Raw genomic sequence first — 26028 nt, forward strand, 5'->3', positions numbered from 1 at the left:
GATTCTTACCGTGAGTCGCAGCCCGGGGTCCCCTAACCTTGGGAACCGTGTCGCAAGCGAGTATCGGAATCTTTGACAGCGGGGTGGGCGGCCTCACGGTCGCCAGGGCGATCATCGATCAGCTGCCCGACGAATCGATCTTCTACGTGGCCGACACGGCGCGGCAGCCGTACGGTCCCAAGACCATCGCGCAGGTCCGTGCCTACGCGCTGGAGGTGATGGACCACCTCGTCGAGCACGACGTCAAGATGTTGGTGATCGCGTGCAACAGCGCCAGCGCGGCGGTGCTGCGGGACGCGCGCGAACGCTATGCCGTACCCGTCGTCGAGGTGATCCAGCCGGCGACACGCCGGGCGGTGCGGGCCACCCGCAACGGCCGGGTCGGTGTGCTGGGGACCAGGGCCACGATCGACTCGATGGCCTACCACGACGCGTTCGCCGCCGCCCCCGACGTCCTGCTGACCGGCGTGGCGGCCCCCCGGCTGGTGGAGTTCGTGGAGCGCGGAGAGACGATGAGCGAGGAGCTCATCGAGGTCATCCGCGGCTACCTGAGGCCGGTGCTGGCAGACGGGTGCGACACGTTGATCCTGGGATGCACGCACTATCCGCTGCTCACCGCCCCCATCTCCTACGTCGCCGGAGACGGCGTCACGCTGGTCTCCAGCGCCGAGGAGACGGCCAAGGACGTCTACCGCATCCTGCACGACCGGGGCCTGGCGGCCGTGGACGGCGCTCCCCGCCACCGCTTCGGCGCCACCGGTGACACCGCGCTGTTCGAGCGGCTCGGACAGCGCTTCCTGGGGCCGGAGATCCAGGCGGTCGAGCTCGCGCCGGTGGGGGACGTCTCCGGCAACGGGCACCACCCGTAAGGACCGTGGACACCGGCACCGGGCCGTGACCTGTGCCGCCGCCCTATGAGTAGGCAACGTGAGAAGGAGGAGGCCGCCGTGAAATTAACGATCATCGGGTGCTCTGGGAGCTTCCCCGGCCCGGACAGCCCCTCCTCCTGCTATCTGCTGGAGGCCGAGGGGTTCCGCATGCTGCTGGACTTCGGCAACGGCGCCCTGGGCGTGCTCCAGCGGCACATCGGCCTCTATGACGTGGACGCGATCCTCCTGTCCCACCTGCACGCCGATCACTGTCTCGACATGTGCTCCTACCACGTGGCGCGCACCTACTCCCCGCACGGCCCGCTTCCCCGGGTGCCCGTCCACGCCCCCGCCGACGCGCCCCGCCGCCTGGCCGCCGCCTACGGCATGCCCGACGAGCCAGGACTGGAGACGGCCTTCGACTTCGCACGGCTGACACCGGGCGTGTTCGAGGTGGGCCCGTTCGAGGTGACGGCCGCGCCGATGAACCACCCGGTCGAGACCTACGGCTTCCGGGTCTCCTACGGCGGACGGTCGGTGGCCTACTCCGCCGACACCGGCGAATCCGCCGAACTGGTCAAACTCGCCGCGGGGGCGGAGCTGCTCCTGTGTGAGGCGTCCTTCCTGGAACGGCCCGGCCTCCCCACCGGCCTGCACCTGACCGGCCGCCAGGCCGCCGAGCACGCGGCCAGGGCGGACGTGGGCACTCTGGTGCTGACCCACCTCGTGCCCTGGTACAACCGGGAGCAGATTCTCCAGGAGGCCTCCCGGGGCGGCTTCGGGGGGCGGATCGAACTCGCTCGGAGTGGGGTCCTATATGACCTAGGGTGAGTTCATGGCCCGTGCAGATGGACGTTCTCCCGATCAGCTTCGCCCCGTCACGATCACCCGCGGCTGGCTCGCGCACGCCGAAGGCTCGGTGCTCGTCGAGTTCGGCGGTACCAAGGTGCTCTGCGCCGCCTCCGTGCAGGACAGCGTGCCACGCTGGCGCCGGGGGAGCGGCCAGGGCTGGATCACCGCCGAGTACGCCATGTTGCCCCGCGCCACGAACACCCGTAACGACCGCGAGTCGGTGCGCGGCAGGATCGGCGGCCGGACGCATGAGATCTCCCGCCTGATCGGCCGGTCCCTGCGGGCCTGCGTCGACTACAAGACCCTCGGCGAGAACTCGATCGTCATCGACTGCGACGTGCTCCAGGCCGACGGCGGCACCCGTACGGCCGCCATCACCGGCGCCTATGTGGCGCTGGCCGACGCGGTGACGTGGATGCGTGAGCGGAAGATGTGCAAGGGCGACCCGCTGATCGACTCGGTCGCGGCCGTGTCGGTCGGTGTCGTCGGATCCACGCCCCTGCTGGACCTCTGCTACACCGAGGACGTCGCCGCCGAGACGGACATGAACGTGGTGATTACCGGGGCCGGCGAGTTCGTCGAGGTCCAGGGCACGGCCGAGGGCAAGCCGTTCAACCGGGGCGCCCTCGACGAACTGCTCGACCTGGGCGTCGCCGGGTGCGCCGAGCTCACCCGCCTGCAGCGGGAGGCACTGGCGTGAGCACGGAACGGACCGGGACGGCGGGTGCGGACCGGCTGGTCCTGGCCACCCGTAACACCGGCAAGATCGTCGAGCTCCGCCATATCCTGGCCGACGCCTCGGTGCCGCTGGAGATCATCGGCCTGGAGGAGTTCCCCCAGATCGGCGACATCGCCGAGACCGGCCTGACCTTCGCCGAGAACGCCCTGATCAAGGCCCACGCCGTCGCCCGGGCATCGGGTCTGCCCGCGATCGCCGACGACTCGGGCCTCTGCGTCGACGTGCTGAACGGCATGCCGGGCATCTTCTCGGCCCGCTGGTCCGGCAGACACGGCGACGACGTGGCGAACCTGAACCTGCTGCTCGCGCAGGTGTCCGACGTGGCGCAGGAGCACCGGAGCGCCCATTTCGCGTGTGCCGCGGCGCTGGCCCTGCCCTCGGGAGAGGAGCGGGTGACCGAGGGTGTGCTGCGCGGTCTGATCGTCGACACTCCTCGCGGGACCAACGGCTTCGGCTACGACCCGATCTTCGTGCCCGAGGGGGAGAGCCGGACGGCCGCCGAACTGTCGGCAGCGGAGAAGAACGCCATCAGCCACCGGGGCCGGGCCTTCCGCACGCTGGCCCCGCTCCTCGCCGAAGTGATCTCCTAGACGGTTCCGGGGGGTGCCGCTCTGAACAGGGACCCGGTGCGGTGCTCCTGCCTGCCGGCGTGCTGAGGCCTGTCCACCGATGACGCCCGGAGCGGGGCCCGGTAACCGGTATGTAAGGTTCTGTGCCCCCAAGAGGCGTACCGTCGGAGGATGGAGAGCAACAGGCGCGTGCCCGTGTGGGCGGCGGCTCTGATCGGCCTGGTGGCCGGCACTGTGGCGGTCGGGGTGTCCCTGCTGGTCGCGGGAGTGGTGAAGGCCTCGGCCTTCCCGGTCGTCGCGGTCGGCAACGCCGTTGTCGACCTCACCCCGGCGGCGCTGAAGGATTTCGCGATCCGCACCTTCGGCGAGAACGACAAGACCGTCCTGCTGACGGGCATCTTCCTGGTGCTCGCCGCGACAGCCGTAGCCATCGGCTTCCTGGCCGTCCGTGACCTCCGGTACGGCCTGGCGGCCCTGGCAGCCTTCGGCGTCGTCGGCATCCTGGCCGTCCTGACCCGCCCCGGCGCGGGAGTCATGGACGTCGTCCCCACGGTGGCGGGCGTCGCCGCCGCCATGTTCGCCCTGCGCCGTCTCACCGGGCGGGCCCTTGTCCCCGCGAGCGGCTCCCGTGAGGCGGGCCGGCCGGACGGCCCGCGAGGTGAGGTCCCGCCCGCCGGGGCCGAGCGGGAGGAACGGTACGACGTGCCCGCTCCGCCGGTCATGCGGGCGGGGAACGGCCGTTACTCGTTCGACCGGCGGAGGCTGCTGGTCGGGGCCGCCGGGGGCCTCGTCGTCGCCGGAGCGACCGGTCTGATCGGGCGGATGCTGTCGGGGCGCGCGGAGGTGGCCGCGGCCCGGGGTGGCCTGAAGCTCCCCCGCCCCGCCGTCCCCGCCCCACCGCTCCCTGCCGGTGCCGACCTGAGGATCAGGGGACTGTCGCCGTTCGTCACTCCGAACCACGACTTCTACCGGGTGGACACCGCCCTCATGGTGCCCCAGGTGGACCCGCGGAGCTGGACCCTGAGGATCCACGGCATGGTCGACAGGCCTGTCGAGCTCACCTTCGCCGACCTGATGAAACGCCCCCTGAAGGAGGCCGACATCACACTGTGCTGCGTCTCCAACGAGGTCGGGGGACCCTACATCGGCAACGCCCGCTGGCTGGGCACCAGCCTGGCCGGAGTCCTGCGCGACGCCGGGGTGCAGAAGGGGGCCGACATGCTGCTCAGCACCTCCGCCGACGGCTGGACCTGCGGCACCCCGGTCGACGTCGTCCTCGACGGACGCGACGCGCTGCTGGCCTTCGGCATGAACGGCCAGGCGCTGCCGTTCGACCACGGCTTCCCGGTCCGCCAGGTCGTTCCCGGCCTCTACGGCTACGTCTCGGCCACCAAGTGGGTGACGGATATCGAGGTCACCCGGTTCGACCAGGCCGAGGCCTACTGGACGTCCAGGGGATGGTCGGCCATGGGGCCGATCAAGACGGAGTCGCGCATCGACCTGCCGAAGGACGGCGCCCGCGTCGCGCCGGGCCGTACCGTGATCGCCGGTGTCGCCTGGGCGCAGCACAAGGGGGTGGACGCCGTCGAGGTCAGGATCGACCGCGGGCCGTGGCGCCGGGCGCGCCTGGCCGAGGCGCCGACCGCCGACACCTGGCGGCAGTGGGTGATCGACGACTGGGACGCCACCCCGGGCAGCCACACCATCGAGGTGCGGGCCACGGACGCCACCGGCTACACCCAGACCGCCGACCGCGTCGGCGTGGTCCCCGACGGAGCCACCGGCTGGGACAGCGTCCGCGTCGACGTGGCCTGAGCCGGACCACTCCCGAGGTGCCGGTGCCACCTGAACCCGCCGGACGTTCGCGGCATCGGGATCGGTGCCGGCCGAATCCGCTCCATGGCCACGGCGCCGCCCCCTGATTTGGTCAACTTGCCCGAGCCGCGGCGAGGACGGCCCTAGCATCGGGCCAGAGGCGGACGGGCTAGGGGGACCGGGTGACACAGTTGTTTCTGCCCGCGGGAGGCTACAACCCCGTCGTGACCGCGGACGGGCAGCGGTGGCGCGATTTCGAACTGGAGGCGCTCCCCGGGCCTGCCGTGGTGGCCGCGCCACAGGAGCCCGAGCGGGTTCAGCGGTGGCAGCCGCCATCGCTGGAGCGCTCCAGGCCCTATGGGGTGCCCGGGGGCCTGGCCCGGCCCGACCCGCAGACCCAGGAGGACATCGTGCGGGCCGTACCGGTCACGGAGCAGGGGACGCCCCGGCGGTTCCCCGACCCTCGCGGTATGTGGATCAGGCTGATCAACGGGGCCGGCGCCGCCGAGGACCCGTTCCGGGCGACCAACGCGGTGGACTGCGCGCTGGCGGTGCTCTCGACCTGGTACGGCGCGCCGACGGTGGCCGCGCCCCGGCGGCCGGAGTACGACCGGGTCGGCAAGCCGCTGCTCACCGGTGAGGCGGGCGGAGTGGCCCGGGCCGAGCGGTGGCTGGGCCAGCGCTTCCAGTACGTCGGGCAGGGGCGCCACGCCTACGTACCGATCGGGCAGGCGCTCCAGGCCGGGGGACACGGTGCCGCCGCGATCATCATCAACCGCTGGCCGGCCGGTGGCAGCCACGCGTGGAACGCGGTCAACTCCGCCGGAGAGGTGATCTGGATCGACGCGCAGCGCGGGCACATGGCCGTCGGGCCGCCGTATGAGTCGGTGACCGGCGTCTTCTGCGTGGTGATCGACAGCGAGGGGCGGCGGCTGTGAACTCCGACCAGGCCAGGGCCATCGCCGAGGAGTACTTCAACGGTGCCCGCAGCCAGGGCTCCGCCGCCGAGATCAGGATATATACCTTCAGCGAGGGTTACGTCGCTTGGTCGAAGGAGCCCGAGCCCGACGACCCCGGCGTGCTACCCGAGACCGTCGGCGGCGGCTGCGTGGTGATCGACAAGGCCACCGGTGAGATCGTCATCCGGCCCCTGCTCAATCCCGAGACCGTGGCGGAACAGTGGCCGGGGCACCGCCCCCGATAGAAGGCGCCCCGGCCATCAGAGGGACCCCGGTCAGCCGCCGGCGAGCGAGCCCACGATGGAGGCGCGCGCCGCCCTGCGGGCGGGCAGCACGGCGGCGAGCACTCCGGCCAGGCCGGACAGCGCCATGAAGGCAAGGATCTGCGGCACCGGGACCTGGAACACGATGTCGTCCGTCGCCGTCCGCGCCGCGGCCCAGCCGAACACGGTGCCGAGCACCACACCGACCAGCGCGCCGATGAGCCCCAGGATCAGCGCCTCGACCGAGAGCATCCGCCGCAGCTGGGGCCGGGTCAGGCCGAGCGCCCGCAGCAGCGCCGACTCGCGGGTCCGCTCGTGGACCGACAGGGAGAGAGTGTTGGCGATGCCCAGCAGGGAGATGAGCACCGCCAGACCCAGCAGGCCAGTAATGATCATCACTATCATGTCGAGCGCCTCCTCGAACTCGCCCCGCATGTCCGTCGAGCTGGCGACCTTCGCCGTCGGATACGGCTGCGCGGCAGCCTCGACCACCTTGCGGGCCTCGTCGAGATCGACGCCGCCCTTGGCGTTGACCAGCACCTGGCTGTCGCCGACCGTGCCGAAGTAGCGCTCGAAATCCCGGTCAGGCACGGTCACGCTTGCCAAGTCGGTGTCCTGCGGGTTGAAGGTGGACACGATCGTGAGGTCGACCATGCCCGCCTTGACGGTCCGCACCGGGATCCGGTCGCCGACCCTGAGACCGAGCTCCTTGGCGACGTCGTCGGCGACGATCGCGGTCCCGGGCCTGAGGAGGCCGATCGAGCCGGTGCTGAGCCTCGGCCTGAAGTCCGAAGGCGCGGTGAACGTCCCGACCTGATACTTGCGGTCCCTGCCCCCGGCCTTGGCGAGGGTGTGACGGAACGCGGCGACCGAGGTCAGCTCGGGTCTGGTCCGCAGGTCGTCGGCCAGCGCGCGGGGCAGGTCCGAGCCGCGGCTCTGGGCCATGACCATGTAGTCGACGGGGAACTGCTCGTCGAGCTTCTGGGCATACGTCACCCGCAGGGTGCCGGTGAGCACGGAGATGAACGTCATAAGCGTCACACCCACCGTGAGCGCCACAGTCGTGGTCGCCGACCGCCTGGGGTTGCGGCGGGAGTTGTCCATGGCCAGCCTGCCGGGCACCCCGAAGAGCCTGGCGGGAAGCCAGCCCACGAAGACACCGAGAGGCCTGACGATCACCGGGCCGAGGATCAGCACCGCGAGGAAGACCAGCGAGCCACCGGCCATGACCACCAGAAGCGCCGTCTCACCGGCCTCCATGGTCACCCCTGCCGCCGTGGCCCCCACGCCCGCGATCAGGAGCACCGTCGCGGAGATCACCCGGACCAGGCCGGCCCTGAAGGTGTGCTCCTCCACCTGCGAGCGCAGCGCCGCGATCGGCGCCACCTTCGTCGCCGACCGGGCGGGCAGCAGCGCCGCACCCACCGTGACGACCACGCCGATGAGCACGGCGAGACCGATCGTGCGGGGCGCCAGGGTCGCGCTCGCGGCGGGCAGCGGCGCGCCCACCGAGGTCAGCACGGCAAGCGCCCCCGCGCCCAAGCCGTACCCCAGCAGCAGACCCAGAACCGAGGAGAGCAGGCCGACCACGACGGACTCCAGCACGATCGAGCCGAACACCTGCCCGCGGGTCGCGCCGATACAGCGCAGCAGCGCCATCTCCCGGGTCCGCTGGGCGACCAGGATGTTGAAGGTGTTGTAGATGACCAGCGCGGCCACGAACATCGCCACCAGGCCGAACAACAGCAGACCCATCGTGAGGAAACCGCTGTCGGCGCCGTTGGCCTCGGCCATGTCGGCGGCGTACTGCCCGCCGGTCCTGACCTTGTACCCCGGTCCCAGGGCCGTGGCGATCGAGTCGCGCACCGTCTCCTGCGTCACGCCCCCAGCAGCCACGACGTCGATCTCCCGGAACCCCTTCTCCCCGGTCATCGCCCGGGCCGTACCGGTGGTGAAACCGACCGCGCCGAAGTAGGCGACCTCCCGGTCGAGACCGGCGTCGAACAGGCCCACCAGCGTGAACTCATGCCTGACGTCCGCGGAGTCCAGCACCGCGATGGCGTCACCCACCTTGAAACCGCGGGCCCTGGCGGTGTTCTCGTCGAGCACGGCCTGCGTCGCGGACTCCGGAGCGGAGCCACTGGTGATCGGGGTACGGTTCAGCGGGCCCTCGGGAATGGAGATACCGGCCGTGGGATAGTCACCGGCGGCCCTGCCATCCTTGCCGATCAGCGCGGACGTGCCCCGCACGAGACCCTGCGCGTCGGCCACGCCGCCGACCGCGCGGATCTTCTCCAACGCGGCGTCGGAGACACGCGGCGGCGTGCCGGAGTCCCCCTCCGGCCCGGGCAGCACGGCGACGTCGATCCTGTCGGCCGCCGCCGCGAACTTCTGGGTGAAGCCCACGTCGATGGTGTCGGTGAGCACGAACGTGCCCGCGATGAAACCCACGCCCAACGCGATCGCCAACGAGGTGAGCAGCAGACGCAGCTTGTGCGCCCGCAGACCGGCCAGAGTCGTCTTTATCAACTCAGGCCTCCAGCTTCATCAGCGTGTCGAGCACGGTCTGCGGGGTCGGCTGGAGGAGCTCGCTGACCAGCAGGCCGTCGCGCAGGAACACCACGCGGTCGGCATAGGCGGCAGCGGCCGGGTCATGGGTGACCATCACGATCGTCTGACCGAGCTCGTGCACCGAGGTGCGGAGGAAAGACAGCACCTCGGCGCCGCTGCGCGAGTCCAGATTGCCGGTCGGCTCGTCGGCGAAGATGACCTGCGGCTTGCTGATCAGAGCACGGGCCACCGCGACCCGCTGCTGCTGCCCCCCCGACAGCTCGGCCGGCCGGTGACCGAGCCGGTCATGCAGGCCCACAGTCTCCACCACCCGGCCAAACAGGTCCTGATCCATCTGACGCCCGGCGATCTCCAGCGGGAGCCGGATGTTCTGCTCGGCGGTCAGCGTCGGCAGCAGGTTGAACGCCTGGAAGATGAACCCGATCCGCTCGCGGCGCAGCAGGGTGAGCCGTCTGTCGCCGAGCCCCGTGAGCTCCACGTCACCGATATGGACCTGCCCGCCGCTGACCGTGTCCAGCCCGGCCAGACAGTGCATCAGCGTGGACTTGCCGGACCCGGAGGGCCCCATGATCGCGGTGAAGGCGCCCGTCGCGAAGGAGACATCCACCCCCCGGAGGGCGTGTACGGCCGTATCCCCCTGACCGTAGACCTTGGTCAGCCCTCTGGCCGTTACGGCGTCCGCCGCGCCCTCCCGCGCCCTCCACGCGCCGACCTCTCCGGTGATGGTCACATCAGTCCCCTTCAGCAAAATCCGCGTTATTACGGGGTAAACGCTATTGCCGGAGAAAGCGCAGGCCATCGGCCTCCAGGACGGACTTCACCTCAGCCAGACGGCTTCCCCGGAAGGACCACTGCCACCTCCGGAGGAGCCCCGCCTCGGCCATTCGGCCGAGGCGCTCCTCTCACAGAGTCCCGGTCAGCCCGCCGAATGGGGAGTCACAAGGCCCGACTCGTAGGCATACACCACCACCTGGGCCCGATCCCGCAGACCCAGTTTGGCCAGCACCCGGCCCAGATGCGTCTTGACCGTCGCCTCCGCCAGATCCAGCCGACCGGCGATCTCCATGTTCGACAGTCCCCGGGCCACCAGCACCAGCACCTCCCGCTCTCGCGCCGTCAACCCGCCGAGCGTCACCGGCTCCGCCGCGCCCGGGGACGGAAGATGCACCGCGAAGCGCTCCAGCAGCCGCCGCGTCGTGCTCGGCGCCACCACCGCGTCCCCGCTGTGCACCGAACGGATCGCGCTGACCAGGTCCGAAGGCGGCACATCCTTCAACAGAAATCCCGAAGCACCCGCCTTCAACGCCGCGAACGCGTAGTCGTCCAGATCGAACGTGGTCAGGATCAGCACCCTGGGCCTCTCCGCGGCCGCACAGATCAACCGGGTCGCCTCCACCCCGTCCATGACCGGCATCCGCACATCCATCAACACGACGTCGACCTCCACCGCACGCACCGCCTCGACCGCCGCGGCCCCGTCACCCGCCTCCGCGACAACCTCGATGTCCGGCTGCGCGCCGAGCACCATACGGAAACCCACCCGCAGCAACTCCTGATCGTCCACCAGCATGACCCGGATCACCGGCCGCTCACCGCTCCCCGCCCGTCCCGATTCCCGGACAGCCCGACCCCACCCCGGCGGCACCGCCCACCACACCGGATCCCTCCCATCACGCGGCCCGGCTCCGCCCGGCCTCCCCTGTCGGCAGCCGTGCGACCACCCGGAACCCCCCATCCGGCCGGGGCCCGGCCTCCAGACTCCCGCCGAACAGGGCGGCACGCTCCCGCATCCCCACCAGACCGTGCCCACCGGGATGACCCGGCGCCGCCGCGCCACGGCCATCGTCGCTCACCCGCAGAACCAGCTCACGCATGCCGTACTCCATCTCCACCACGGCACCGGTACCCGGACCGCCGTGCTTGAGCGCATTGGTGAGCGCCTCCTGAACGATCCGATACACCGTCAGCTGCTCACCCTCCGGAAGATCCTGCGGAACACCGACGACCCGGAAGTCAACCGGCAACCCCGACGAACGGACCTGCGCCACCAGCTCCTCCAACTGCGACAGACCCGGCTGCGGAGCGTACCCCTCCCCGGCCGCGGCACCCTCCGCCGCGGTCCGCAACACCCCCACCATCCTGCGCATCTCGGCCAGCGCCTGCCGGCCCGTCGTGGAGATCGCCCGCATGGCCTCACGCGCGTCCTCGGGAGCGCTGTCGATCGCGTAACTCGCCCCGTCGGCCTGGACGATGATCACACTCACGTTGTGCGCCACCACGTCATGCAGCTCACGGGCGATCCGGGCCCGCTCCGCCGCCGCAGCCAGCTGCGCCCGCTGGTCCCGGTCCCGCTCCGCCCGCTCCGCCCGCTCCTCCAGACTCTCCAGATAGCGGCGGCGGGTGTTGGCGTAGATCCCCGCGATCCATATCGCGACAACGAACACCGAAGCACTGGCGAAACTAACCGGATCGGGAACCGTCGTCAGCTGACCGAAGGAGAGGGCGAGCCCCAACTCGGCCACCAGACCCGCCGCGACGGCCCAGCGCAACGAGCAGAGCGACGCCACCGCATACATCGCGATGAGCACGGCCACGTTGAACGGCGCCGGCTCCGTACCGGAGAGCCACTGGCCGAAACTCGTCACCGAGACGATCGCGAACACCGTCAGAGGCCGGCTCCGCCGCCAGAACAGCGGGACGACCAGCAGAAGCCCCAGCACCAGATAGCCCCAGAGGGCCGGTCCGCTCCGGTGGGGGTCCGGCCTCAGCGCGAGTACCAGAAGCATGCCCAGACAGGCCAGCGCGAACGGCGCCAGCCACAGGGCGTCCACGACACCGGGACGGCGCCGGCTCCAGGCGCGTAATCTGCCAAACACATCACCACAATACGTATTCGCAGATCAACGCCCTTCCCCCTCAAGGGGGAGCCTCTCCTACGACCCAGGTCGCACACCGGCTCACGGCTTACACGGCCTTTACCACCTCTTGGGCACCATGGTTTCCGGGAGCACCCTCCGGGGTGAGTAAGGGGAGAATGTTTGTGATGGCGGATCACAATCACGCCGGGTCGCGCGGTGAAGAGGATGCACCGCGCGACCCGACGGCCCAGACCACCGCCGCCGGCTGACCCCTGGTATCCGCGGGGACCGGTAAAACAGCCCCCACTCCAACCTCCGGGAACTCCCTTCCCGGCACCCGGCCGATGAGCATCCGCCGGGTTTAACCAGTGGCACTCCACCTCGGATTCAGGCATATTCCCTCGGATGGAACGCCAGCTGATCAGCCACATCGCCCACGACGACCACCCGATCGCCGCCCCCGTGAGCGAAGCACATCTCAACCGTCTGCTCACCCGGGCCAAACTCCCCACCGGGGCACGCATCCTCGACCTCGGATGCGGAGAGGCCGAGTGGACACTACGGGCGTTGGAACTCCACCCAGGCTCGGTCGCCGACGGGGTCGACATCTCCGAACACGGACTCACCGCCGCCCGCAAGGCCGCCGACCGCCGCGGACTGTCCGACCGGATCCACCTCCACAACACGCCCGCCGCCGACTTCACCGGCACCGGCCCCTACGACCTCGTGCTCTGCGTGGGCGCCACCCACGCCTACGGTGACCTGACCAGAACCCTGCACGCCGTACGCCACCACCTCCGCCCCGGAGGACTCGCACTGGTCGGAGAGGGCTTCTGGGAGACAACCCCCACACCGGAGGTGCTGACCGGACTCGGCGCCCACCCCGACGACTACGCCGATCTGCCGGGGACCGTGACCCTCGCGGAGAGCGCCGGATACGCCACCGTCTACGCCCACACCAGTGAACGTGCCGAATGGGACGAGTACGAATGGTCCTGGACCGGCACCCTCACCAACTGGGCACTCGACCACCCCGGCCCCGACGGAGACGCCGCCCTCGCCGCCGCGCGCGACCACCGCGACATGTGGCTCAACGGCTACCGTGACATCCTCGGCTTCGTCACCCTCCTGCTCCGCCGCACCGGCTGAGACCGGCCCCGCGACCGGCCGGCCGCGCCACCCGCCGGACGCGGCGGCGCGCTCCTCTTCGAGGGTGGCCTCACGCAGCAGTTGTAGTGCTTTTCGTATGACTGCGGATCTCGATTTGGCGCCTTTTTCATTCCGGTAGTATTCGATGAAAAATGCATCCTGAGGCGAGATGGTGACGGCGGTGTCTATTGACTTAAGGCTCGTCGAGTAATTATCAATATATTTGTGGGGCCGCCGGGATTCGAACCCGGACTGCGCACTACCTAAAAGTGCTGCCTCCTGCCGTTGGGCTACGGCCCCTCTGTTTTTTCCTGCGAAGTTCTCTGTCTGAGAATGGCAGTTCGGACAGAGGAATCGCAAGTTATTTATTCTGTTGTCAAGCCAATCGCCACTGATATGGTCGACGTGCAGCGTGAGCGGCCCGCCTTCCCAAGTGCCCTCGATCTTACAGCCACTGCAGCGATAGGGCACGCCCGCTTCCCGAAGAGCCCGGCGTAGTGTGGTGGGCTTGATCCTGTGGGAGCCCGGTGGGCGTACGCGGAGAACCTGGTTCGGTGACATGCGCCTGGCCGAGGGCTGTCCCCGATGGTGGGCTTGACCCAGGAAGTGAGAGGTGTCGATCCCGAAGCGCTTCAGCTGGCGGCTGATGTGGGCGTGGTTGCCGCCCGCGATGGTGATGCCGAGGCGGCGGAGGACGTCGGCGATGCTCAGTGACTCCGCTGCGGCCTTGGCCAGCATTTCGGGGGTGTACTTGTATTTGGTCGGCATGCCCCAAGAATAGGCAATGGAACTGACAATTCTTGGGGCATGCGCGGGCCGTACTAAATGGTGAAAAATGGTATTTAGTCGAGGCCGAGTTCGCGGCGGAGGCGGGCTACGTGGCCGGTGGCCTTCACGTTGTAGAGGGCCTTTTCGATTTTCCCGTCGGGGTCGATGACGAAGGTGGAGCGGATGACGCCGAGGGAGGTCTTGCCGTACATCGTCTTCTCGCCGTAGGCGCCGTAGGCCTTGTGGACCTCCAGGCCGGGGTCCGACAGGAGGGGGAAGGTCAGGGCGTCGTGCTCGACGAACTTGGCGAGCTTCGCCGGGGTGTCCTTCGACACGCCGAGGACCACGATGCCCGCGGCGGTCAGGGAGGCGAGGCTGTCGCGGAAGTCGCAGGCCTGCTTGGTGCAGCCGGGGGTCATCGCGGCGGGGTAGAAGTAGAGGATGACCCGCTTGCCGCGGTAGGTGTCCAGGGACACGGTGGTGCCGTCGGCGGCGGGAAGCGTGATGTCCGGGGCGGCGTCGCCTGGCTCGAGTTTCATTCTGGCTCCTCCGAGGAATCGTTCCCACGTCAACTTACCGGCCTGCCCGAAGTGCCGTGGGAGGGTCGGACCTGACAGACTGATCAATGTCAAGGGCGATGAGAGGAGAGCCATGGCGGACACCGATCCTGCGGAACTGGAGCGTCGGATTGAGCGGACCCGTGCGGAGTTGGCCCAGACGGTCGACGCCATCGCCGATCGGGTGAGCCCGAAGAACGTCGCGAGACGGACCGTTGCCAAGGCGGAGTCGAACGCGAAGCAGTTCCTGGTCTCCGTGGGCGACCGGGTCGGCGAGATGGTTGGGGGCGTGCCTCGGCCGGCGAGGCCGGGGGATGAGCCCGACGATCTGTGGGCGGACGAGCAGCCGGATCTCGCGCCGATTCTGATCGGTGTGGGGGCTGTGCTGGCGGTCAGCGCGATGATCATTCTCTGGCGGCGCCGGAGCCGGTGATCCGGTGGGCACCGTCCTAGGCTGATCAGGCCGGGTGACCGCCGGCGTTCAGAGGAAGGTGCGGCCTTCGCCGCGGTAGGTGGGGACCTCGTCGACGATCCTGTCGCCGTCGATCAGGTGCAGGCCGGCGAAGCGTTCGCAGAGCTCGCCGGCTTTGGCGTGCCGGAACCAGACGCGGTCGCCGACGCGCAGGTCCTCGGCCGCCTGGCCGAGGAGGGGGGTCTGGACCTCACCGGCGCCTTCGCTGGGGTCGTAGCGTAGCCCGCACGGCAGGTAGGGCTGGGGGAGGCGGTTGGTGCCGGGGGCGCCGGAGGCGTGGTAGCCGCCGCCGAGGACGGTGACGATGCCGGGGGCGGGGCGGCGGACGACGGGGAGGGCGAACAGGGCGGCGGGGCGGCCGGTGAAGTCGCGGTAGAAGTCGAACAGGCGGGGGTGGAAGAGGCCTGATCCGGCGGCTATCTCGGTGATGACCTTCTCGCGGGTGGTTTTCTCGATGCTGCCGGTGCCGCCGCCGTTGACGAACTCCAGGTCGGTGATCTGGGTGACGGCCCGGACGATGCGGCCTCTGCGCGTGATGAGTTCGCGCTGTGACCGGGCCTGCATCCAGCGGATGGCCCGGGTGAGGGCGGGGTTGCCGGGAGGGTCGTCGCCGACTCCGGCGATCTGCGCTTCGTAGGCCATGAGGCCGACGAGGCGGAAGCCGGGGCGTTTGGCGATGTCGGCGGCCAGGTCGGCGGCCTGGTCGGCTTCGCGGATGGGGGAGCGGTGGGCACCTGCTCGGAATTTGCCGCCGAGGGCGACGAATCCCGCGTCGATGTCCAGACATGTACGGATCTCGTGGCGGTCGCGGATGTCGGCGACGGCCGACTCGATGAAGTCCAGATGCTCGGCCCGGTCCACCATCACCGTGATCTCCTGGGCCGCGCGGGTGTCGGCGGCCAGGGTGGCCAGTGCGGCGCGGTCCGCGGTGGGGTAGGCGACGAGCACGTCCTGAAGCCCGGTGGAGACCAGCCAGAGGGCTTCGGGCAGGGTGAAGGCCATGATCCCGGTGAAGCCGTCCAGGGCGAGGACGCGTTCCAGGACGGCCCGGGAGCGGATTGACTTGCTGGCGACTCTGATCGGTTTGCCGCCGGCTCGCCGGGTCATGCCGGAGGCGTTCGAACGCAGGGCCGCCAGGTCGAGCACGGCGAAGGGGGGATTCAGGTGTGCGGTGACCCGGTCATAGCGCTGACGGTCGTCCATGACGGCAGGATAACTCCATCCGACCGAATGTGAGTATCGTTCATGTTGGTGGTCCGGCCGGTAAATTCTCCTGCCAGGGTGATCCCAAGATCGTGCAAGTGGCCGGTCGGGCCTCACGTGAGATGCCCGGGCCGCGTAGACCTGACCGGGTGATGAGCACCCTCCAGGACATTGTGACGAGCGCGGGCGGCACGGCGGGCGGGGAGAACCTGCATGCGATCCGCCGCCGGTCGCTGCGGTTGCTGAGGCCGGACAGGACTCCGGCCGGTGTGGTGGTCGCCCTGACGACGTCTCTGGTGCTGTCCGCCGCGACCGGTGTGACGGTGGGCCTGGTGACGGGCTCGTGGTTCGGGCGGATACCGTACCGGCAGCTCGCCGCCTGGGCCGGTGCGGCGAAGTGGTCCGACCCCGTCCCGCTCGCCGTGGCGCTGGTCGCGTTGGTGGCCGGGGCCGTGATGCTCGCGCTCGCGGCGCTGCCGGGGAGGACCCGGCTGGTGCCGTTGGAGTCCGCCGATCCACGGCTGGTGATGGGTATGACCAGGGCCGGGCTGCGCCGCACGCTGCGGGCGGCGGCCCGGTCGGTCGACGACGTGGACAGGGCGCGGGTGCGTCTGGGATGGCGGAACGTCGAGATCACGGTGGTCAGCGACGCGGACCGGACCGGTCTCCTGCTGCGCCAGGTCGGTACGGCGGTGGGTGACCGGATGGCGAGTCTGGGCGCGCTGTGCGGGGGTGAGGTCGTGGTACGGCTGCGCAGGCGGGGGATCTGATGAAGGCGTATCCGGGTAATCGGATCGGCCTGGCCGTCACCGGAGCGGTGCTGGCCGGGGCCGGGCTCTACGGGTTCCTGCGGGGGCGGGGCAGGATTCACCAGCCGCGCGGGGACCGGATTCTGGACAGGGGGCTCCCCGGCCATCTGGCCGAGCATCCCTGGATGGGGTGGCTGGCCGCGCTGTTACTCATGGCGTTGACGCTGCTGGCGATCCGGTGGCTGATGGGCGCTCTGGGGTGGGGGCGGTGGGGCAGCAGGACCGGGAGCGGGACGGCGATGTTGGGGGTCGCGCTCAAAGAAGTCGAAGACCTCAGGCGCATCCAGGTCAGGTCGGTGGCGGGTGACCGGCTGCGGATCGGGGTGAGCTGCGGGCCCACCACTGACGTCGCCAGACTGGTGGCGCGGCTGAACAAGGACGCCGTCGGCAAGGTCCGCAGGACGGTCGGTGACGACGGGCTCGGAGCGGTTGTCCGCCTGCACGTCCGGCGGCGTTGACCGCCGCCTGCTGAAGGCCAGTCCGGCGGCCAGGCACACCAGCGGCAGGGCGGGCACCACGTAGCGATGGTCGAAGGCCGCGATGAGGGGGGGAAGGACCAGCAGCATGGTTCCCGTGGCCCACGGCATCAGGACGGTGCCGCCGAGCCGTCGCCAGCGTGTCAGGACACCGGCGAGGCCGATCAGCAGGATCACGGCGACGAACGGGCCGCGCAGGAAGCCGTACGCCTGGTAGGCGCGTAGCCAGCCCGCGTAGGGCTCGGCCAGGGAGGGCGCGCCGGAGGTGCCCTGGTAGGCCACGGTCAGTTCCTCGGCGGTCCTCCCCTGGGAGGCGACCCCCTTGGGGAGGGGTCTGGCCGTCTCGGGGAAGATGTACGCGCTCTGCGGGCCGGGGGTGGGGTAGACCCTGCGGGTCCAGTCGAAGATGTGGGCCACGTCGGCCAGGCCGGCCCGCAGGAAGTCCAGGGGCTGGGCCTTGATGGCCTGGAGGGCGAAGTCGCCGGCGAGTCTGTCGCGTTCGGCCCACGTGCCCTTGACCTTGTTGAGCGGTGACGCGCCGTCCCAGATGTAGACCGGGGGTGGTCTGCGTCCGCTCACCGGGTCGGTGGGGCAGAGCGCGGCCTCCGGTCCGGCGGGTCTGATCGTCGCGCAGTCGGCGAAGGTCACCGTGCGGGCCCACAGGAAGGCGTTGCCGCGGGTCAGTCCGTAGGTGCCGTGCTCGGACTCGAACCAGACGGCGTAGGTGCCCAGGCCGAGCGCGGCGGTCAGTGCGGTCGCGGCGACCGCCTTCCATCCGGCGCGGCCGATCACCAGGCAGACCAGTACCACGGCGAGCAGCGGCAGCCCGATCGTCCGGGTGACGGTCGCCGCGGCCAGCAGGAGTCCGGCGAGGAGGGCGGCCCACACCGGTGGCCGCCGCCACCACAGGAGCAGCGTGACCGCTCCGACCGCCAGGAACTCCATCAGCAGGTCGGCCATGACGAGGTGTTCGAGCTGGATCTGGTGGACGTCCAGCAGTGCCGGCAGCGCGGCGAGCGTCGCGCCCCATCCCGGCAGCCGGCCCAGGCGGCGCAGCAGGAGGTAGACGCAGAGGGCCACGGCCAGGCCGAGCAGGTGCTGGACGACGACCACGGCCTGGACGCTGGAGAGCGGCTGCAGCGTCCACAGGAACAGCGAGTAGCCGGAGGGGCGCGACTCCATGGGGCGTGGGTCGAGTCCCCCGCTGAGGTAGACGAAGGAGTCGGCCCAGAACCACAGGGCCGGCCGGTAGCCGAGTACGGCGAGGGCTCTGAGGCCGGCACCGGCCAGCAGGGCGGCCAGGAAGAGCCGGTGGGTGTGGAGGAAGTGGTGCGCCGGGCGTGCTTCCGGCGGGTTTGCCGGGTTTACTCCCGTTGACACCAGAACCTCCCGAGCCTCCGCGACAAGGTCACCCAGCATAGGCGTGAGGCCGGGTGGTCCTGTACGAGATGAGGGAGCTCGTGCCGACGGTGACCCGCCCCTGCCCGGCTCAGCACTCGATGACGTTGACGGCCAGGCCGCCGCGGCTGGTCTCCTTGTACTTGTCGAGCATGTCGCGGCCGGTGTCGCGCATCGTCTTGATGGCCTTGTCCAGGGAGACGAAGTGGCGGCCGTCGCCGCGTAGCGCGATCCGGGCGGCGGCGATGGCCTTGATCGAGGCCACCGCGTTGCGCTCGATGCATGGGATCTGGACCAGGCCGCCGATCGGGTCGCAGGTCAGGCCCAGGTTGTGCTCGATGCCGATCTCGGCGGCGTTCTCCACCTGCTCCGGGGTGCCGCCCAGCACCTCGGTGAGCCCGGCGGCGGCCATGGAGCAGGCCGAGCCGACCTCGCCCTGGCAGCCGACCTCGGCGCCGGAGATGGAGGCGTTCTCCTTGAACAGCACGCCGATCGCCCCGGCGGTGAGCAGGAAGCGGACCGCGCCCTCGTCATCGGATTTGGGGATGAAGCGGTCGTAGTAGGTGAGCACGGCAGGGACGATGCCCGCGGCACCGTTGGTCGGGGCGGTGACGATCCGGCCGCCCGCCGCGTTCTCCTCGTTCACCGCGAGGGCGTACAGCGAGACCCAGTCCATGGTCTGGAGCGAGTCCTTCGCGGGGGACTCGGCCTGGAGCTGCCGGTGGAGCTGGTGGGCGCGGCGGCGGACCTTCAGCCCGCCGGGCAGCACGCCTTCCTTGGCGATGCCGCGCCGGACGCACTCCGTCATGACCTGCCAGAGGTTCAGCAGCTGGGCGCGGATCTCGGCCTCGGTACGGCCGAAGGCCTTCTCGTTCTCCAGCATCAGCCCGGAGATCGACAGACCGGTCTCCGCGCAGTGGGCGAGCAGACCGGCGGCCGTGGTGAAGGGGTACGGCAGGGTGGTGTCGTCGGGCTTGATCCGGTCGGCGCCGGTGGCGTTCTCGTCCACGACGAAGCCGCCGCCCACCGAGTAGTAGACCTTCTCGCGGAGCGGCTCGCCCGTATCGGAGAAGGCGGTGAAGCGCATGCCGTTGGGGTGGTGCGGCAGCGAGATCTTGCGTTCGAAGACGAGGTGCTCGCCGACCACGAAGGGGATCTCGTGGGAGCCGTACAGGGTGACGGTCCCGGAGGCGCGCATGGCGGCCACCCGGGCGTCGACGGTGTCGACGTCCACGAGCTCGGGCTTGTCCCCGGACAGGCCGAGGAGGACGGCCTTGTCGCTGCCGTGGCCCTTGCCGGTCAGTCCGAGCGAGCCGTAGAGAATCACCTCGACCCTGGTGGTCTTCTCCAGGAGGCCGTCCTGGTCGAGGCCCCGGGCGAACTTGTGCGCGGCGGCCATCGGGCCACCGGTGTGCGAGCTGGACGGTCCGATGCCGATCTTGAAAAGATCGAAGACGCTGATCGCCATTGGTCTGGTTCCTGCTTTCACATCGCCGTGATCATGCGCGTCGGATGACGCGCATGATCACGGCGCAAGAGAAGAAATTTCAGGACTCGCCTGAAGTAAGTGCGGTGTACTCCTCGGCGGACAGCAGGTCGTCGGCGTCGCCCTCAAGGCGGACGCGGAACAGCCAGCCCTCGCCGTACGAGTCGCTGTTGACCAGGGAGGGGTCGTCCACGACCGCCTGGTTGACTTCGACGATCTCGCCGCCCACCGGGGCGAAGATGTCGCTCACCGACTTGGTGGACTCGACCTCGCCGATCGCGTCGCCGGCGCTGACCGTCGAACCGACTTCGGGGACCTGCACGTAGACCACGTCACCCAGCGCCTCGGCGGCGTAGGCGGTGATGCCAACGGTGAGGGTCAGGCCGTCGTCGAGGCCCGAGATCCACTCGTGTTCCTTGGTGTAGTGCAGGTCATCGGGAATGCTGCTCATTTTTTCCTCCTGTAGAAAGGCAGTTCGACCACATCGACCGGCTCGCGACTGCCCCGGATCTCCACGGCCAGGCCGGTCGACAGACCGCTGTCCACATAGGCCAGGGCGATGGGCCTGCCCAGTGACTGGGAGGGCGCCCCGCTGGTGACCTCTCCGGCGACGGCGCCGTCGTCGGAGAGGACCGGATACCCGTGCCGGGGCACCCGGCGGCCGGTCGCGACCAGTCCGACCAGGCGACGGGCAGGCGGGACGTCCTTGAGTGGTTCCAGGGCGGCCCGGCCGACGAAGTCACCCGGCTTGTCAAACCTCACCACACGTCCGAGCCCCGCGTCGAACGGGGTGAGGTCGGCCGACAGCTCGTTTCCGTAGAGCGGCATGCCCGCCTCCAGCCGGAGGGTGTCGCGCGCGGACAGCCCGGCCGGGAGCAGCCCGTGCGGCCGGCCCGCCTCGGTGAGCGCGGCCCAGAGCGGCTCGGCGTCGTCGGCCGCGATGAACAGCTCGAAACCGTCCTCGCCGGTGTATCCGGTGCGGGCGAGGAGGACCTCGCGTCCTGCCACGGTGGCGGGCAGACCGGCGTAGTACTTGAGCCCGTCGAGGTCGGCGTCGGTCAGCTCGCCCAGGATGGCGCGGGAGTGCGGGCCCTGGACCGCGATCAGCGCGTACTGCTCGGAGCGGTCCTCCACCACGGCGTCGAAGGCCTTGGCGCGCTCGGTGAGCTCGGCGGCGACCCTGGGGTAGTTGGAGGCGTTGGCGACGACCATGAACTCCTCGTCCGCCAGGCGGTAGACGATCAGGTCGTCCAGCACGCGGCCCGAGGGGTCGACGATCATCGTGTAGCGGGCGCGGCCCGTCTCAAGGGCGGAGATGTAGCCCACCAGCGCGTAGTCCAGGGCCTCGCCCGCCTGGGGGCCGGTCACGAAGATCTCGCCCATGTGGGACAGGTCGAACAGGCCCGCCGCCTGGCGGACCGCGTTGTGCTCGGTGGACTCGCTGCCGTAGCGGAGCGGCATCAGCCAGCCCGCGAAGTCGGTCAGGGTGGCGCCTAGGGCCTCGTGGACACCGCGCAGCGGCGTAGGTCGGGACATGTTCGCACCTCAGGCAGAAGACAGATGAGAGCATCCTCCCCCTCTGTCATCGATGCCTGAGAGCTTCGCCCGACTTTTACCGGACTTTCACCTTCGGCGAGGCCGTCAGGCCTGCTTTCCAGAGAGCACCTACCCGCACGGTCCTTTGCCTTGAGAGGTTCGCGGGGAGGGCTTGCTCCTTCAGGGGTCCTGGCCTGGATGTCAGGACACTCTCCCGCGCGGGATTCATTCGGTGTCGTGGCCAGCCTAACCGCCCAGGGCGGTCGAGCGAAATCCCTCGGTGACGTGTTTTCGCTGCTCGGTGGCGGCCAGGTCGTTCAGGGACGGGCCTGCCATACCAGTTCCTCGAACAGCGGGCACTCGTCGTCGGCTTCGGGGTGCCACTGGACCGCGACGGCGAACGGATGGTCCTCCAGCTCCACGGCCTCGACCGTGCCGTCCTCGGCGTGGGCGGTCACGGTCAGGCCCGTGCCCAGCCGGTCCGCGGCCTGGTGGTGGTAGTGGGCCACGTCCACGCTCTCGGTACCGAGGACCTTGGCGAGCCGGCTGCCGGGGACGGGCCGCACCGGCATGCGGCCGAAGCAGCCGGGGGCGGGGGCGTGCCCGCGGTGGCCGACCACGTCGGGCAGATGCTGCCGCAGGCTGCCGCCGAGGGCGACGTTCAGGACCTGCAACCCCCGGCAGACCCCCAGGAACGGGATGCCCCGCTCCAGGGCCGCCCGCGCCAGCCCGGACTCGGCGTCGTCGCGGAAGGGGCGGATATGGCTGGTCCGCTCGTGCGGGGCCGCGCCGTACCTGGCCGGATCGACGTCTCCGCCGCCGGCCAGGATCAGCCCGTCCAGCCGTCCCGCCAGCGTGGCGGGGTCGCCCGCCGGGGGCAGGATCACCGGCTGCCCACCCGCGCGGACCACGTGGTCGACGTAGGTGTACGGCAGGAGCGCGGTGGTCATCTCCCAGACGGTGAACTTCGCGGGCTCGACGTAGCAGGTGATGCCGATGACGGGGCGGGACATGGTCTCTTTCTCGCAGGACGCCGGGGACGTGGGATATCCGCCCACGTCCCGGCACGTTACCGAGGGCACGGTATGGCGTGGGCAAAACCCCGTCGCCCTCGGGCTGCGGAGACGGTCACGGAAGACGGCCGGGGTGCGAGACAGGCGCCGGGGACGCCGCCGTCCGCGTGGAGAACGGCCGGGGAAGCGGTCACAGAGGGGTGACGTAGGCGCCTGAGATGCCGCCGTCCACCAGGAACTCCGACCCGGTGATGAAGCTCGCGTCGTCCGAGGCCAGGAACGCCACCGCGGCGGCGATCTCGGTGGCCTCGGCGAACCGGCCGATCGGGATGTGCACCAGGCGGCGCTGCGCCCGCTCGGGGTCCTTGGCGAACAGCTCCCGCAGCAGCGGCGTGTTGACCGGTCCCGGGCAGAGCGCGTTGACCCGGATGCCCTCGCGGGCGAACTGCACGCCCAGTTCGCGGGACATCGCCAGCACCCCGCCCTTGGAGGCGGTGTAGGAGATCTGGCTGGTGGCCGAGCCCATCACCGCCACGAAGGACGCGGTGTTGATGATCGACCCCTTGCCCTGGCGCCGCATGTAGGGGATGGCGTGCTTGCAGCACAGGTAGACCGAGGTGAGGTTGACCTCCTGGACCCGGCGCCAGGCGTCGAGGCCGGTCTCCAGGATCGAGTCGTCCTCCGGAGGTGAGATGCCCGCGTTGTTGAACGCGATGTCCACGCTGCCGTAGGTGTCGGAAGCGGTCTGGAACATCCGGACGACGTCATCCTCGCTGGTGACGTCAGCCCTGACGAACAGGCCGCCCACCTCGGCCGCGGCCGCCTCCCCGGTCGCCTTGTCCAGGTCCACGCACACGACGTGGGCACCCTCCTGGGCGAACCGGCGCGCGGTGGCCAGGCCGATCCCGCTGCCCGCGCCGGTGATGACGGCGACCCGGTCCTGCAAACGCTGCATGGCTGTCAATCCTCCGAAATGAAGACGTTCTTGGTCTCGGTGAACGCGGACAGGGCGTCGGGGCCCAGCTCCCGGCCGAGCCCGGACTGCTTGAAACCGCCGAACGGGGTCCAGTAGCGGACGCTCGAATGGGAGTTGACGCTGAGGTTGCCCGCCTCGATCGCCCTGGCCACCCGGAGCGCGCGGCCGACGTCCCTGGTCCAGATGGAGCCGCTGAGGCCGTATCTCGTGTCGTTGGCGATCCGTACGGCGTGCGCCTCGTCGTCGAACGGCACGACCGCCACCACCGGACCGAAGATCTCCTCGGTGAACGCCGGGTCGGTCACCTCGGGGGTGAGGACCGTCGGTGGGAACCAGAAGCCGGGTCCGGACGGGCACGCCCCTCGCAGACGGACCGGGCCGGTGACGAAGGAGGCCACCCGGTCCCGGTGCTCGGCGCTGATCAGCGGACCCATCTCGGTGCTCCCGTCGAGAGGGTCACCCACTCGGACCTCCAGCACCGCCGCCGCGAGCCGTTCCAGGAAGTCGTCGTAGATCGGGCGCTCCACCAGGATCCGGGAACGCGCGCAGCAGTCCTGGCCCGCGTTGTCGAACACCGCGTACGGCGCGCTCGCCGCCGCCTTCTCCAGGTCGGCGTCGGCGAAGACCACGTTGGCGCTCTTGCCGCCCAGCTCCAGCGTGACGCGCTTGACCTGCGCGGCGCACTTGGCCGCGATCTCCTTGCCGACCTCGGTCGAGCCGGTGAACACGATCTTCGCCACGTCCGGGTGCTCGACCAGCCGGACCCCCGCCACCTCACCGGCCCCGGGCAGGACCTGGAGCACTCCCTCCGGGAGACCTGCCGCCAGGGCCAGCTCGGCCAGGCGCAGAGCGGTCAGCGGCGTCCACTCGGCGGGCTTGACGATCACGGTGTTGCCCGCCGCCAGCGCGGGGGCCGCCCCCCAGATCATGACGACCATCGGGAAGTTCCACGGCACGATCACGCCGACGACGCCCAGCGGCTCCTGGAACGTGACGTCCAGCCCGCCGGCCACCGGGATCTGCCTGCCGTGGTTGCGCTCGGGCGCCCCGGCGTAGAAGTTCAGCACGTCACGGACGTTGCCCGCCTCCCAGCGGGCGTTGCCGACCGTGTGCCCGGCGTTGGCGATCTCCAGCTGGGCGAGTTCCTCGGCGTGCTCCTCCACCAGGGAGGCGAAGGCGCGCAGCAGCCGCGCCCGGTCACCTGGGCTGACGTTCCGCCAGGTGGCGGAGGCGCGCCTGGCGCGCTCCACCGCCCGGTCCACCTCGGCGGTGTCGGCGGACCCGACCTCGGCGATCACCTCTTCGGTCGCCGGATTGATGATCTTCATGTTCACATCCGTTCGAATCCCCGGAACAGCTCCCAGTCGGTGACCGCCGAGTCGAAGGCGGCCAGCTCGACCCGGGCGTTGTTCGCGTAGTGCGCCACGACGTCCTCACCGAAGGCGCTCGCCGCCAGTTCGGATTTCTCCCACAGCTCCAGCGCGTCCCGGAGCGTGTGCGGCACGGTCTCCGCGCCCGACGCGTAGGCGTTCCCGGTACACGCCTCCTCCAGGGGCAGCTCGTTGTCGATGCCGTACAGCCCGGCCGCGACCAGTGCCGAGACCGCCAGGTAGGGGTTGACGTCCCCGCCGGGCACCCGGTTCTCGATCCGCAGCGACCGCCCGTGGCCGACCAGCCGCAGCGCGCAGGTCCGGTTGTCCACACCCCACTTGACCGCGGTGGGGGCGAAGCTGCCCGGCACGTAGCGCTTGTAGGAGTTGATGTTGGGGGCGTAGAACAGGGTGAGCTCGCGCAGGCAGGCGAGCTGTCCGGCGATGAAGCGCTGTCCCGTCTCCGACAGCCCGTGTGGCCCGTCCCCGGCCATGATCGGCCGCCCGTCTCCGTCCCGCAGCGAGATGTGGATGTGGCAGGAGTTTCCCTCGCGCTGGTCCGGCTTGGCCATGAAGGTGATCGACATGCCCTCCTGGGACGCGATCTCCTTGGCGCCGTTCTTGTAGACGACATGGTTGTCACAGCTGGTGAGGGCATCGGAGTAGCGGAAGGTGATCTCGTGCTGGCCGAGGTTGCACTCGCCCTTGGCCGACTCGACGTACATCCCGGCGCCCTCCATGCCGAGCCTGATCCTGCGCAGCAGCGGCTCGACCCTGGCGGTGCCGAGGAGGGAGTAGTCGACGTTGTAGAGGTTGGCCGGGTTCAGATCGCGGTATCCGCGCCGCCAGGCCTCCTCGTAGGTGTCGTTGTAGATCACGAACTCCAGCTCGGTCCCGGCTGAGGCACCCCAGTCCCGCTCGCCGAGCCGGTCGAGCTGCTGGCGCAGGATCTGCCTCGGTGAGGCGGCCACGTCCGAGCCGTCCTCCCACACCAGGTCGGCCATCAGCAGGGCGGTGCCCTCCTGCCACGGCACCCGGCGCAGGGTGGACAGGTCGGGCCTCATCACGAAGTCGCCGTATCCTCGCTCCCACGATGACATCGCGTAGCCGGCCACCGTGTTCATGTCCACGTCCACCGCGAGCAGGTAGCTGCAGCCCTCGGAGGAGTGGTGCAGCACCTCCTCCAGGAAGTAGCGGGCGGACAACCGTTTCCCCTGCAGGCGGCCCTGCATGTCGACGACAGCCAGCAGTACGGTGTCGATCCGTCCTGCCCGCACCTCGTCGTGAAGCTCGTCGACGTCCACGCCGCTCTCCTCGCCG

General features: G+C 70.0%; 24 protein-coding genes, 1 tRNA gene, 1 pseudogene and 2 riboswitches. Of the genes and pseudogenes, 10 read left to right on the forward strand and 16 right to left on the reverse strand.

Annotated features, from left to right (window positions below; translation table 11 throughout):
* Nucleotides 1-47 precede the first annotated feature (47 nt).
* The 7 genes from murI to ACIN94_RS16875 all read left to right on the forward strand — a co-directional run bounded on the left by murI (nucleotide 48) and on the right by ACIN94_RS16875 (nucleotide 6048).
* On the forward strand, nucleotides 48-869 hold the full coding sequence (murI, locus tag ACIN94_RS16845) for a glutamate racemase (RefSeq protein ID WP_400706295.1): 822 nt from the start codon (nucleotides 48-50) through the stop codon (nucleotides 867-869).
* Nucleotides 870-947: 78 nt separating this feature from the next.
* Complete coding sequence (locus ACIN94_RS16850) at nucleotides 948-1700, forward strand: MBL fold metallo-hydrolase (protein ID WP_400706298.1); 753 nt, start codon at nucleotides 948-950, stop codon at nucleotides 1698-1700.
* 4 nt (nucleotides 1701-1704) lie between these two features.
* On the forward strand, nucleotides 1705-2421 hold the full coding sequence (rph, locus tag ACIN94_RS16855) for a ribonuclease PH (protein WP_400706301.1): 717 nt from the start codon (nucleotides 1705-1707) through the stop codon (nucleotides 2419-2421).
* Nucleotides 2418-3050: an XTP/dITP diphosphatase gene (locus tag ACIN94_RS16860; RefSeq protein ID WP_400706304.1), complete on the forward strand. Its 633-nt coding sequence runs from the start codon at nucleotides 2418-2420 to the stop codon at nucleotides 3048-3050. Before rph ends, ACIN94_RS16860 begins: the two co-directional genes overlap by 4 nt.
* 150 nt (nucleotides 3051-3200) lie before the next feature.
* A complete protein-coding gene (locus tag ACIN94_RS16865) occupies nucleotides 3201-4844 on the forward strand; it encodes a molybdopterin-dependent oxidoreductase (RefSeq protein WP_400706307.1) in 1644 nt (547 codons plus the stop codon).
* A 182-nt stretch (nucleotides 4845-5026) separates the two neighbouring features.
* Nucleotides 5027-5782, forward strand: coding sequence for a toxin glutamine deamidase domain-containing protein (locus ACIN94_RS16870; RefSeq protein WP_400706310.1), 756 nt, complete (start codon nucleotides 5027-5029; stop codon nucleotides 5780-5782).
* A complete protein-coding gene (locus ACIN94_RS16875; protein ID WP_400706313.1) occupies nucleotides 5779-6048 on the forward strand; it encodes a hypothetical protein in 270 nt (89 codons plus the stop codon). The genes ACIN94_RS16870 and ACIN94_RS16875 overlap by 4 nt, the downstream gene beginning before the upstream one ends.
* Nucleotides 6049-6078: 30 nt before the next feature.
* Here the strand turns inward: ACIN94_RS16875 and ACIN94_RS16880 are convergent, their stop codons facing one another.
* From ACIN94_RS16880 to ACIN94_RS16895, 4 genes are all read right to left on the reverse strand, one after another.
* Nucleotides 6079-8595 carry an ABC transporter permease gene (locus tag ACIN94_RS16880; RefSeq protein WP_400706316.1) on the reverse strand — a complete coding sequence of 839 codons (2517 nt, stop codon included), beginning with the start codon at nucleotides 8593-8595 and terminating at the stop codon, nucleotides 6079-6081.
* A gap of 1 nt (nucleotide 8596) precedes the next feature.
* Nucleotides 8597-9367 (reverse strand): ABC transporter ATP-binding protein, encoded by a 771-nt coding sequence (locus ACIN94_RS16885; RefSeq protein ID WP_400706319.1) that lies wholly within the window; start codon nucleotides 9365-9367, stop codon nucleotides 8597-8599.
* Between the two features lie 186 nt (nucleotides 9368-9553).
* On the reverse strand, nucleotides 9554-10219 hold the full coding sequence (locus tag ACIN94_RS16890) for a response regulator (RefSeq protein WP_400706322.1): 666 nt from the start codon (nucleotides 10217-10219) through the stop codon (nucleotides 9554-9556).
* A gap of 88 nt (nucleotides 10220-10307) precedes the next feature.
* Nucleotides 10308-11513, reverse strand: a complete 1206-nt coding sequence (locus ACIN94_RS16895) for a sensor histidine kinase (RefSeq protein WP_400706325.1) — start codon at nucleotides 11511-11513, stop codon at nucleotides 10308-10310.
* 387 nt (nucleotides 11514-11900) lie between these two features.
* Between ACIN94_RS16895 and ACIN94_RS16900 the strand changes: the two genes are divergently transcribed.
* Nucleotides 11901-12644 carry an SAM-dependent methyltransferase gene (locus ACIN94_RS16900; protein WP_400706328.1) on the forward strand — a complete coding sequence of 248 codons (744 nt, stop codon included), beginning with the start codon at nucleotides 11901-11903 and terminating at the stop codon, nucleotides 12642-12644.
* 226 nt (nucleotides 12645-12870) lie between these two features.
* Here ACIN94_RS16900 and ACIN94_RS16905 read toward each other — a convergent pair.
* The 3 genes and pseudogenes from ACIN94_RS16905 to bcp all read right to left on the reverse strand — a co-directional run bounded on the left by ACIN94_RS16905 (nucleotide 12871) and on the right by bcp (nucleotide 13951).
* A tRNA-Leu gene (locus ACIN94_RS16905) sits at nucleotides 12871-12944 on the reverse strand.
* A gap of 30 nt (nucleotides 12945-12974) precedes the next feature.
* Nucleotides 12975-13205, reverse strand: a pseudogene (locus tag ACIN94_RS16910) (HNH endonuclease); the annotation flags it as partial.
* A 281-nt stretch (nucleotides 13206-13486) separates the two neighbouring features.
* Nucleotides 13487-13951, reverse strand: coding sequence for a thioredoxin-dependent thiol peroxidase (gene bcp / locus ACIN94_RS16915; protein WP_400706331.1), 465 nt, complete (start codon nucleotides 13949-13951; stop codon nucleotides 13487-13489).
* 112 nt (nucleotides 13952-14063) lie between these two features.
* On the opposite strand from bcp, the gene ACIN94_RS16920 reads away from it, so the two are divergent.
* Complete coding sequence (locus ACIN94_RS16920) at nucleotides 14064-14402, forward strand: DUF3618 domain-containing protein (RefSeq protein ID WP_400706334.1); 339 nt, start codon at nucleotides 14064-14066, stop codon at nucleotides 14400-14402.
* A 48-nt stretch (nucleotides 14403-14450) separates the two neighbouring features.
* Here ACIN94_RS16920 and ACIN94_RS16925 read toward each other — a convergent pair whose 3' ends face one another.
* Nucleotides 14451-15644: an amino acid deaminase/aldolase gene (locus tag ACIN94_RS16925; RefSeq protein WP_400706337.1), complete on the reverse strand. Its 1194-nt coding sequence runs from the start codon at nucleotides 15642-15644 to the stop codon at nucleotides 14451-14453.
* A gap of 152 nt (nucleotides 15645-15796) precedes the next feature.
* Here ACIN94_RS16925 and ACIN94_RS16930 point away from each other — a divergent pair, with 152 nt between their 5' ends.
* A complete protein-coding gene (locus ACIN94_RS16930) occupies nucleotides 15797-16414 on the forward strand; it encodes a DUF6286 domain-containing protein (RefSeq protein WP_400706340.1) in 618 nt (205 codons plus the stop codon).
* 185 nt (nucleotides 16415-16599) lie between these two features.
* Here the strand turns inward: ACIN94_RS16930 and ACIN94_RS16935 are convergent, their stop codons facing one another.
* The 8 genes from ACIN94_RS16935 to ACIN94_RS16970 all read right to left on the reverse strand — a co-directional run bounded on the left by ACIN94_RS16935 (nucleotide 16600) and on the right by ACIN94_RS16970 (nucleotide 26012).
* On the reverse strand, nucleotides 16600-18309 hold the full coding sequence (locus tag ACIN94_RS16935; protein WP_400706343.1) for a hypothetical protein: 1710 nt from the start codon (nucleotides 18307-18309) through the stop codon (nucleotides 16600-16602).
* A gap of 109 nt (nucleotides 18310-18418) precedes the next feature.
* A complete protein-coding gene (locus ACIN94_RS16940; protein WP_400706346.1) occupies nucleotides 18419-19795 on the reverse strand; it encodes an L-serine ammonia-lyase in 1377 nt (458 codons plus the stop codon).
* 79 nt (nucleotides 19796-19874) lie between these two features.
* Nucleotides 19875-20264, reverse strand: coding sequence for a glycine cleavage system protein GcvH (gcvH, locus tag ACIN94_RS16945; RefSeq protein ID WP_400706349.1), 390 nt, complete (start codon nucleotides 20262-20264; stop codon nucleotides 19875-19877).
* Nucleotides 20261-21349 (reverse strand): glycine cleavage system aminomethyltransferase GcvT, encoded by a 1089-nt coding sequence (gcvT, locus tag ACIN94_RS16950; RefSeq protein ID WP_400706352.1) that lies wholly within the window; start codon nucleotides 21347-21349, stop codon nucleotides 20261-20263. Before gcvT ends, gcvH begins: the two co-directional genes overlap by 4 nt.
* Before the next feature lie 33 nt (nucleotides 21350-21382).
* Nucleotides 21383-21477, reverse strand: a riboswitch (glycine riboswitch).
* A riboswitch (glycine riboswitch) is annotated at nucleotides 21478-21576 on the reverse strand.
* Between the two features lie 90 nt (nucleotides 21577-21666).
* Complete coding sequence (locus ACIN94_RS16955; protein ID WP_400706355.1) at nucleotides 21667-22362, reverse strand: gamma-glutamyl-gamma-aminobutyrate hydrolase family protein; 696 nt, start codon at nucleotides 22360-22362, stop codon at nucleotides 21667-21669.
* Between the two features lie 190 nt (nucleotides 22363-22552).
* Entirely contained in the window at nucleotides 22553-23317 is a 765-nt protein-coding gene (locus tag ACIN94_RS16960) for a 3-oxoacyl-ACP reductase (protein WP_400706357.1), read from the reverse strand.
* Nucleotides 23318-23322: 5 nt separating this feature from the next.
* Entirely contained in the window at nucleotides 23323-24666 is a 1344-nt protein-coding gene (locus ACIN94_RS16965; protein WP_400706360.1) for an aldehyde dehydrogenase family protein, read from the reverse strand.
* A 2-nt stretch (nucleotides 24667-24668) separates the two neighbouring features.
* A complete protein-coding gene (locus ACIN94_RS16970; protein WP_400706363.1) occupies nucleotides 24669-26012 on the reverse strand; it encodes a glutamine synthetase family protein in 1344 nt (447 codons plus the stop codon).
* Between the last annotated feature and the right edge of the window lie 16 nt (nucleotides 26013-26028).

Origin of the sequence: Streptosporangium sp. NPDC087985 (assembly GCF_044741965.1) — a bacterium.
Lineage (GTDB): Bacteria > Actinomycetota > Actinomycetes > Streptosporangiales > Streptosporangiaceae > Streptosporangium.

Coding starts and splice junctions, on each gene's coding strand:
- rph (WP_400706301.1), top strand. CDS start 1,705: ATGGCCCGTGCAGATGGACGTTCTCCCGATCAGCTTCGCCCCGTCACG.
- ACIN94_RS16865 (WP_400706307.1), top strand. CDS start 3,201: ATGGAGAGCAACAGGCGCGTGCCCGTGTGGGCGGCGGCTCTGATCGGC.
- ACIN94_RS16900 (WP_400706328.1), top strand. CDS start 11,901: ATGGAACGCCAGCTGATCAGCCACATCGCCCACGACGACCACCCGATC.
- bcp (WP_400706331.1), bottom strand. CDS start 13,951: ATGAAACTCGAGCCAGGCGACGCCGCCCCGGACATCACGCTTCCCGCC.
- ACIN94_RS16920 (WP_400706334.1), top strand. CDS start 14,064: ATGGCGGACACCGATCCTGCGGAACTGGAGCGTCGGATTGAGCGGACC.
- ACIN94_RS16925 (WP_400706337.1), bottom strand. CDS start 15,644: ATGGACGACCGTCAGCGCTATGACCGGGTCACCGCACACCTGAATCCC.
- ACIN94_RS16930 (WP_400706340.1), top strand. CDS start 15,797: ATGAGCACCCTCCAGGACATTGTGACGAGCGCGGGCGGCACGGCGGGC.
- ACIN94_RS16940 (WP_400706346.1), bottom strand. CDS start 19,795: ATGGCGATCAGCGTCTTCGATCTTTTCAAGATCGGCATCGGACCGTCC.
- gcvH (WP_400706349.1), bottom strand. CDS start 20,264: ATGAGCAGCATTCCCGATGACCTGCACTACACCAAGGAACACGAGTGG.
- gcvT (WP_400706352.1), bottom strand. CDS start 21,349: ATGTCCCGACCTACGCCGCTGCGCGGTGTCCACGAGGCCCTAGGCGCC.
- ACIN94_RS16955 (WP_400706355.1), bottom strand. CDS start 22,362: ATGTCCCGCCCCGTCATCGGCATCACCTGCTACGTCGAGCCCGCGAAG.
- ACIN94_RS16960 (WP_400706357.1), bottom strand. CDS start 23,317: ATGCAGCGTTTGCAGGACCGGGTCGCCGTCATCACCGGCGCGGGCAGC.
- ACIN94_RS16965 (WP_400706360.1), bottom strand. CDS start 24,666: ATGAAGATCATCAATCCGGCGACCGAAGAGGTGATCGCCGAGGTCGGG.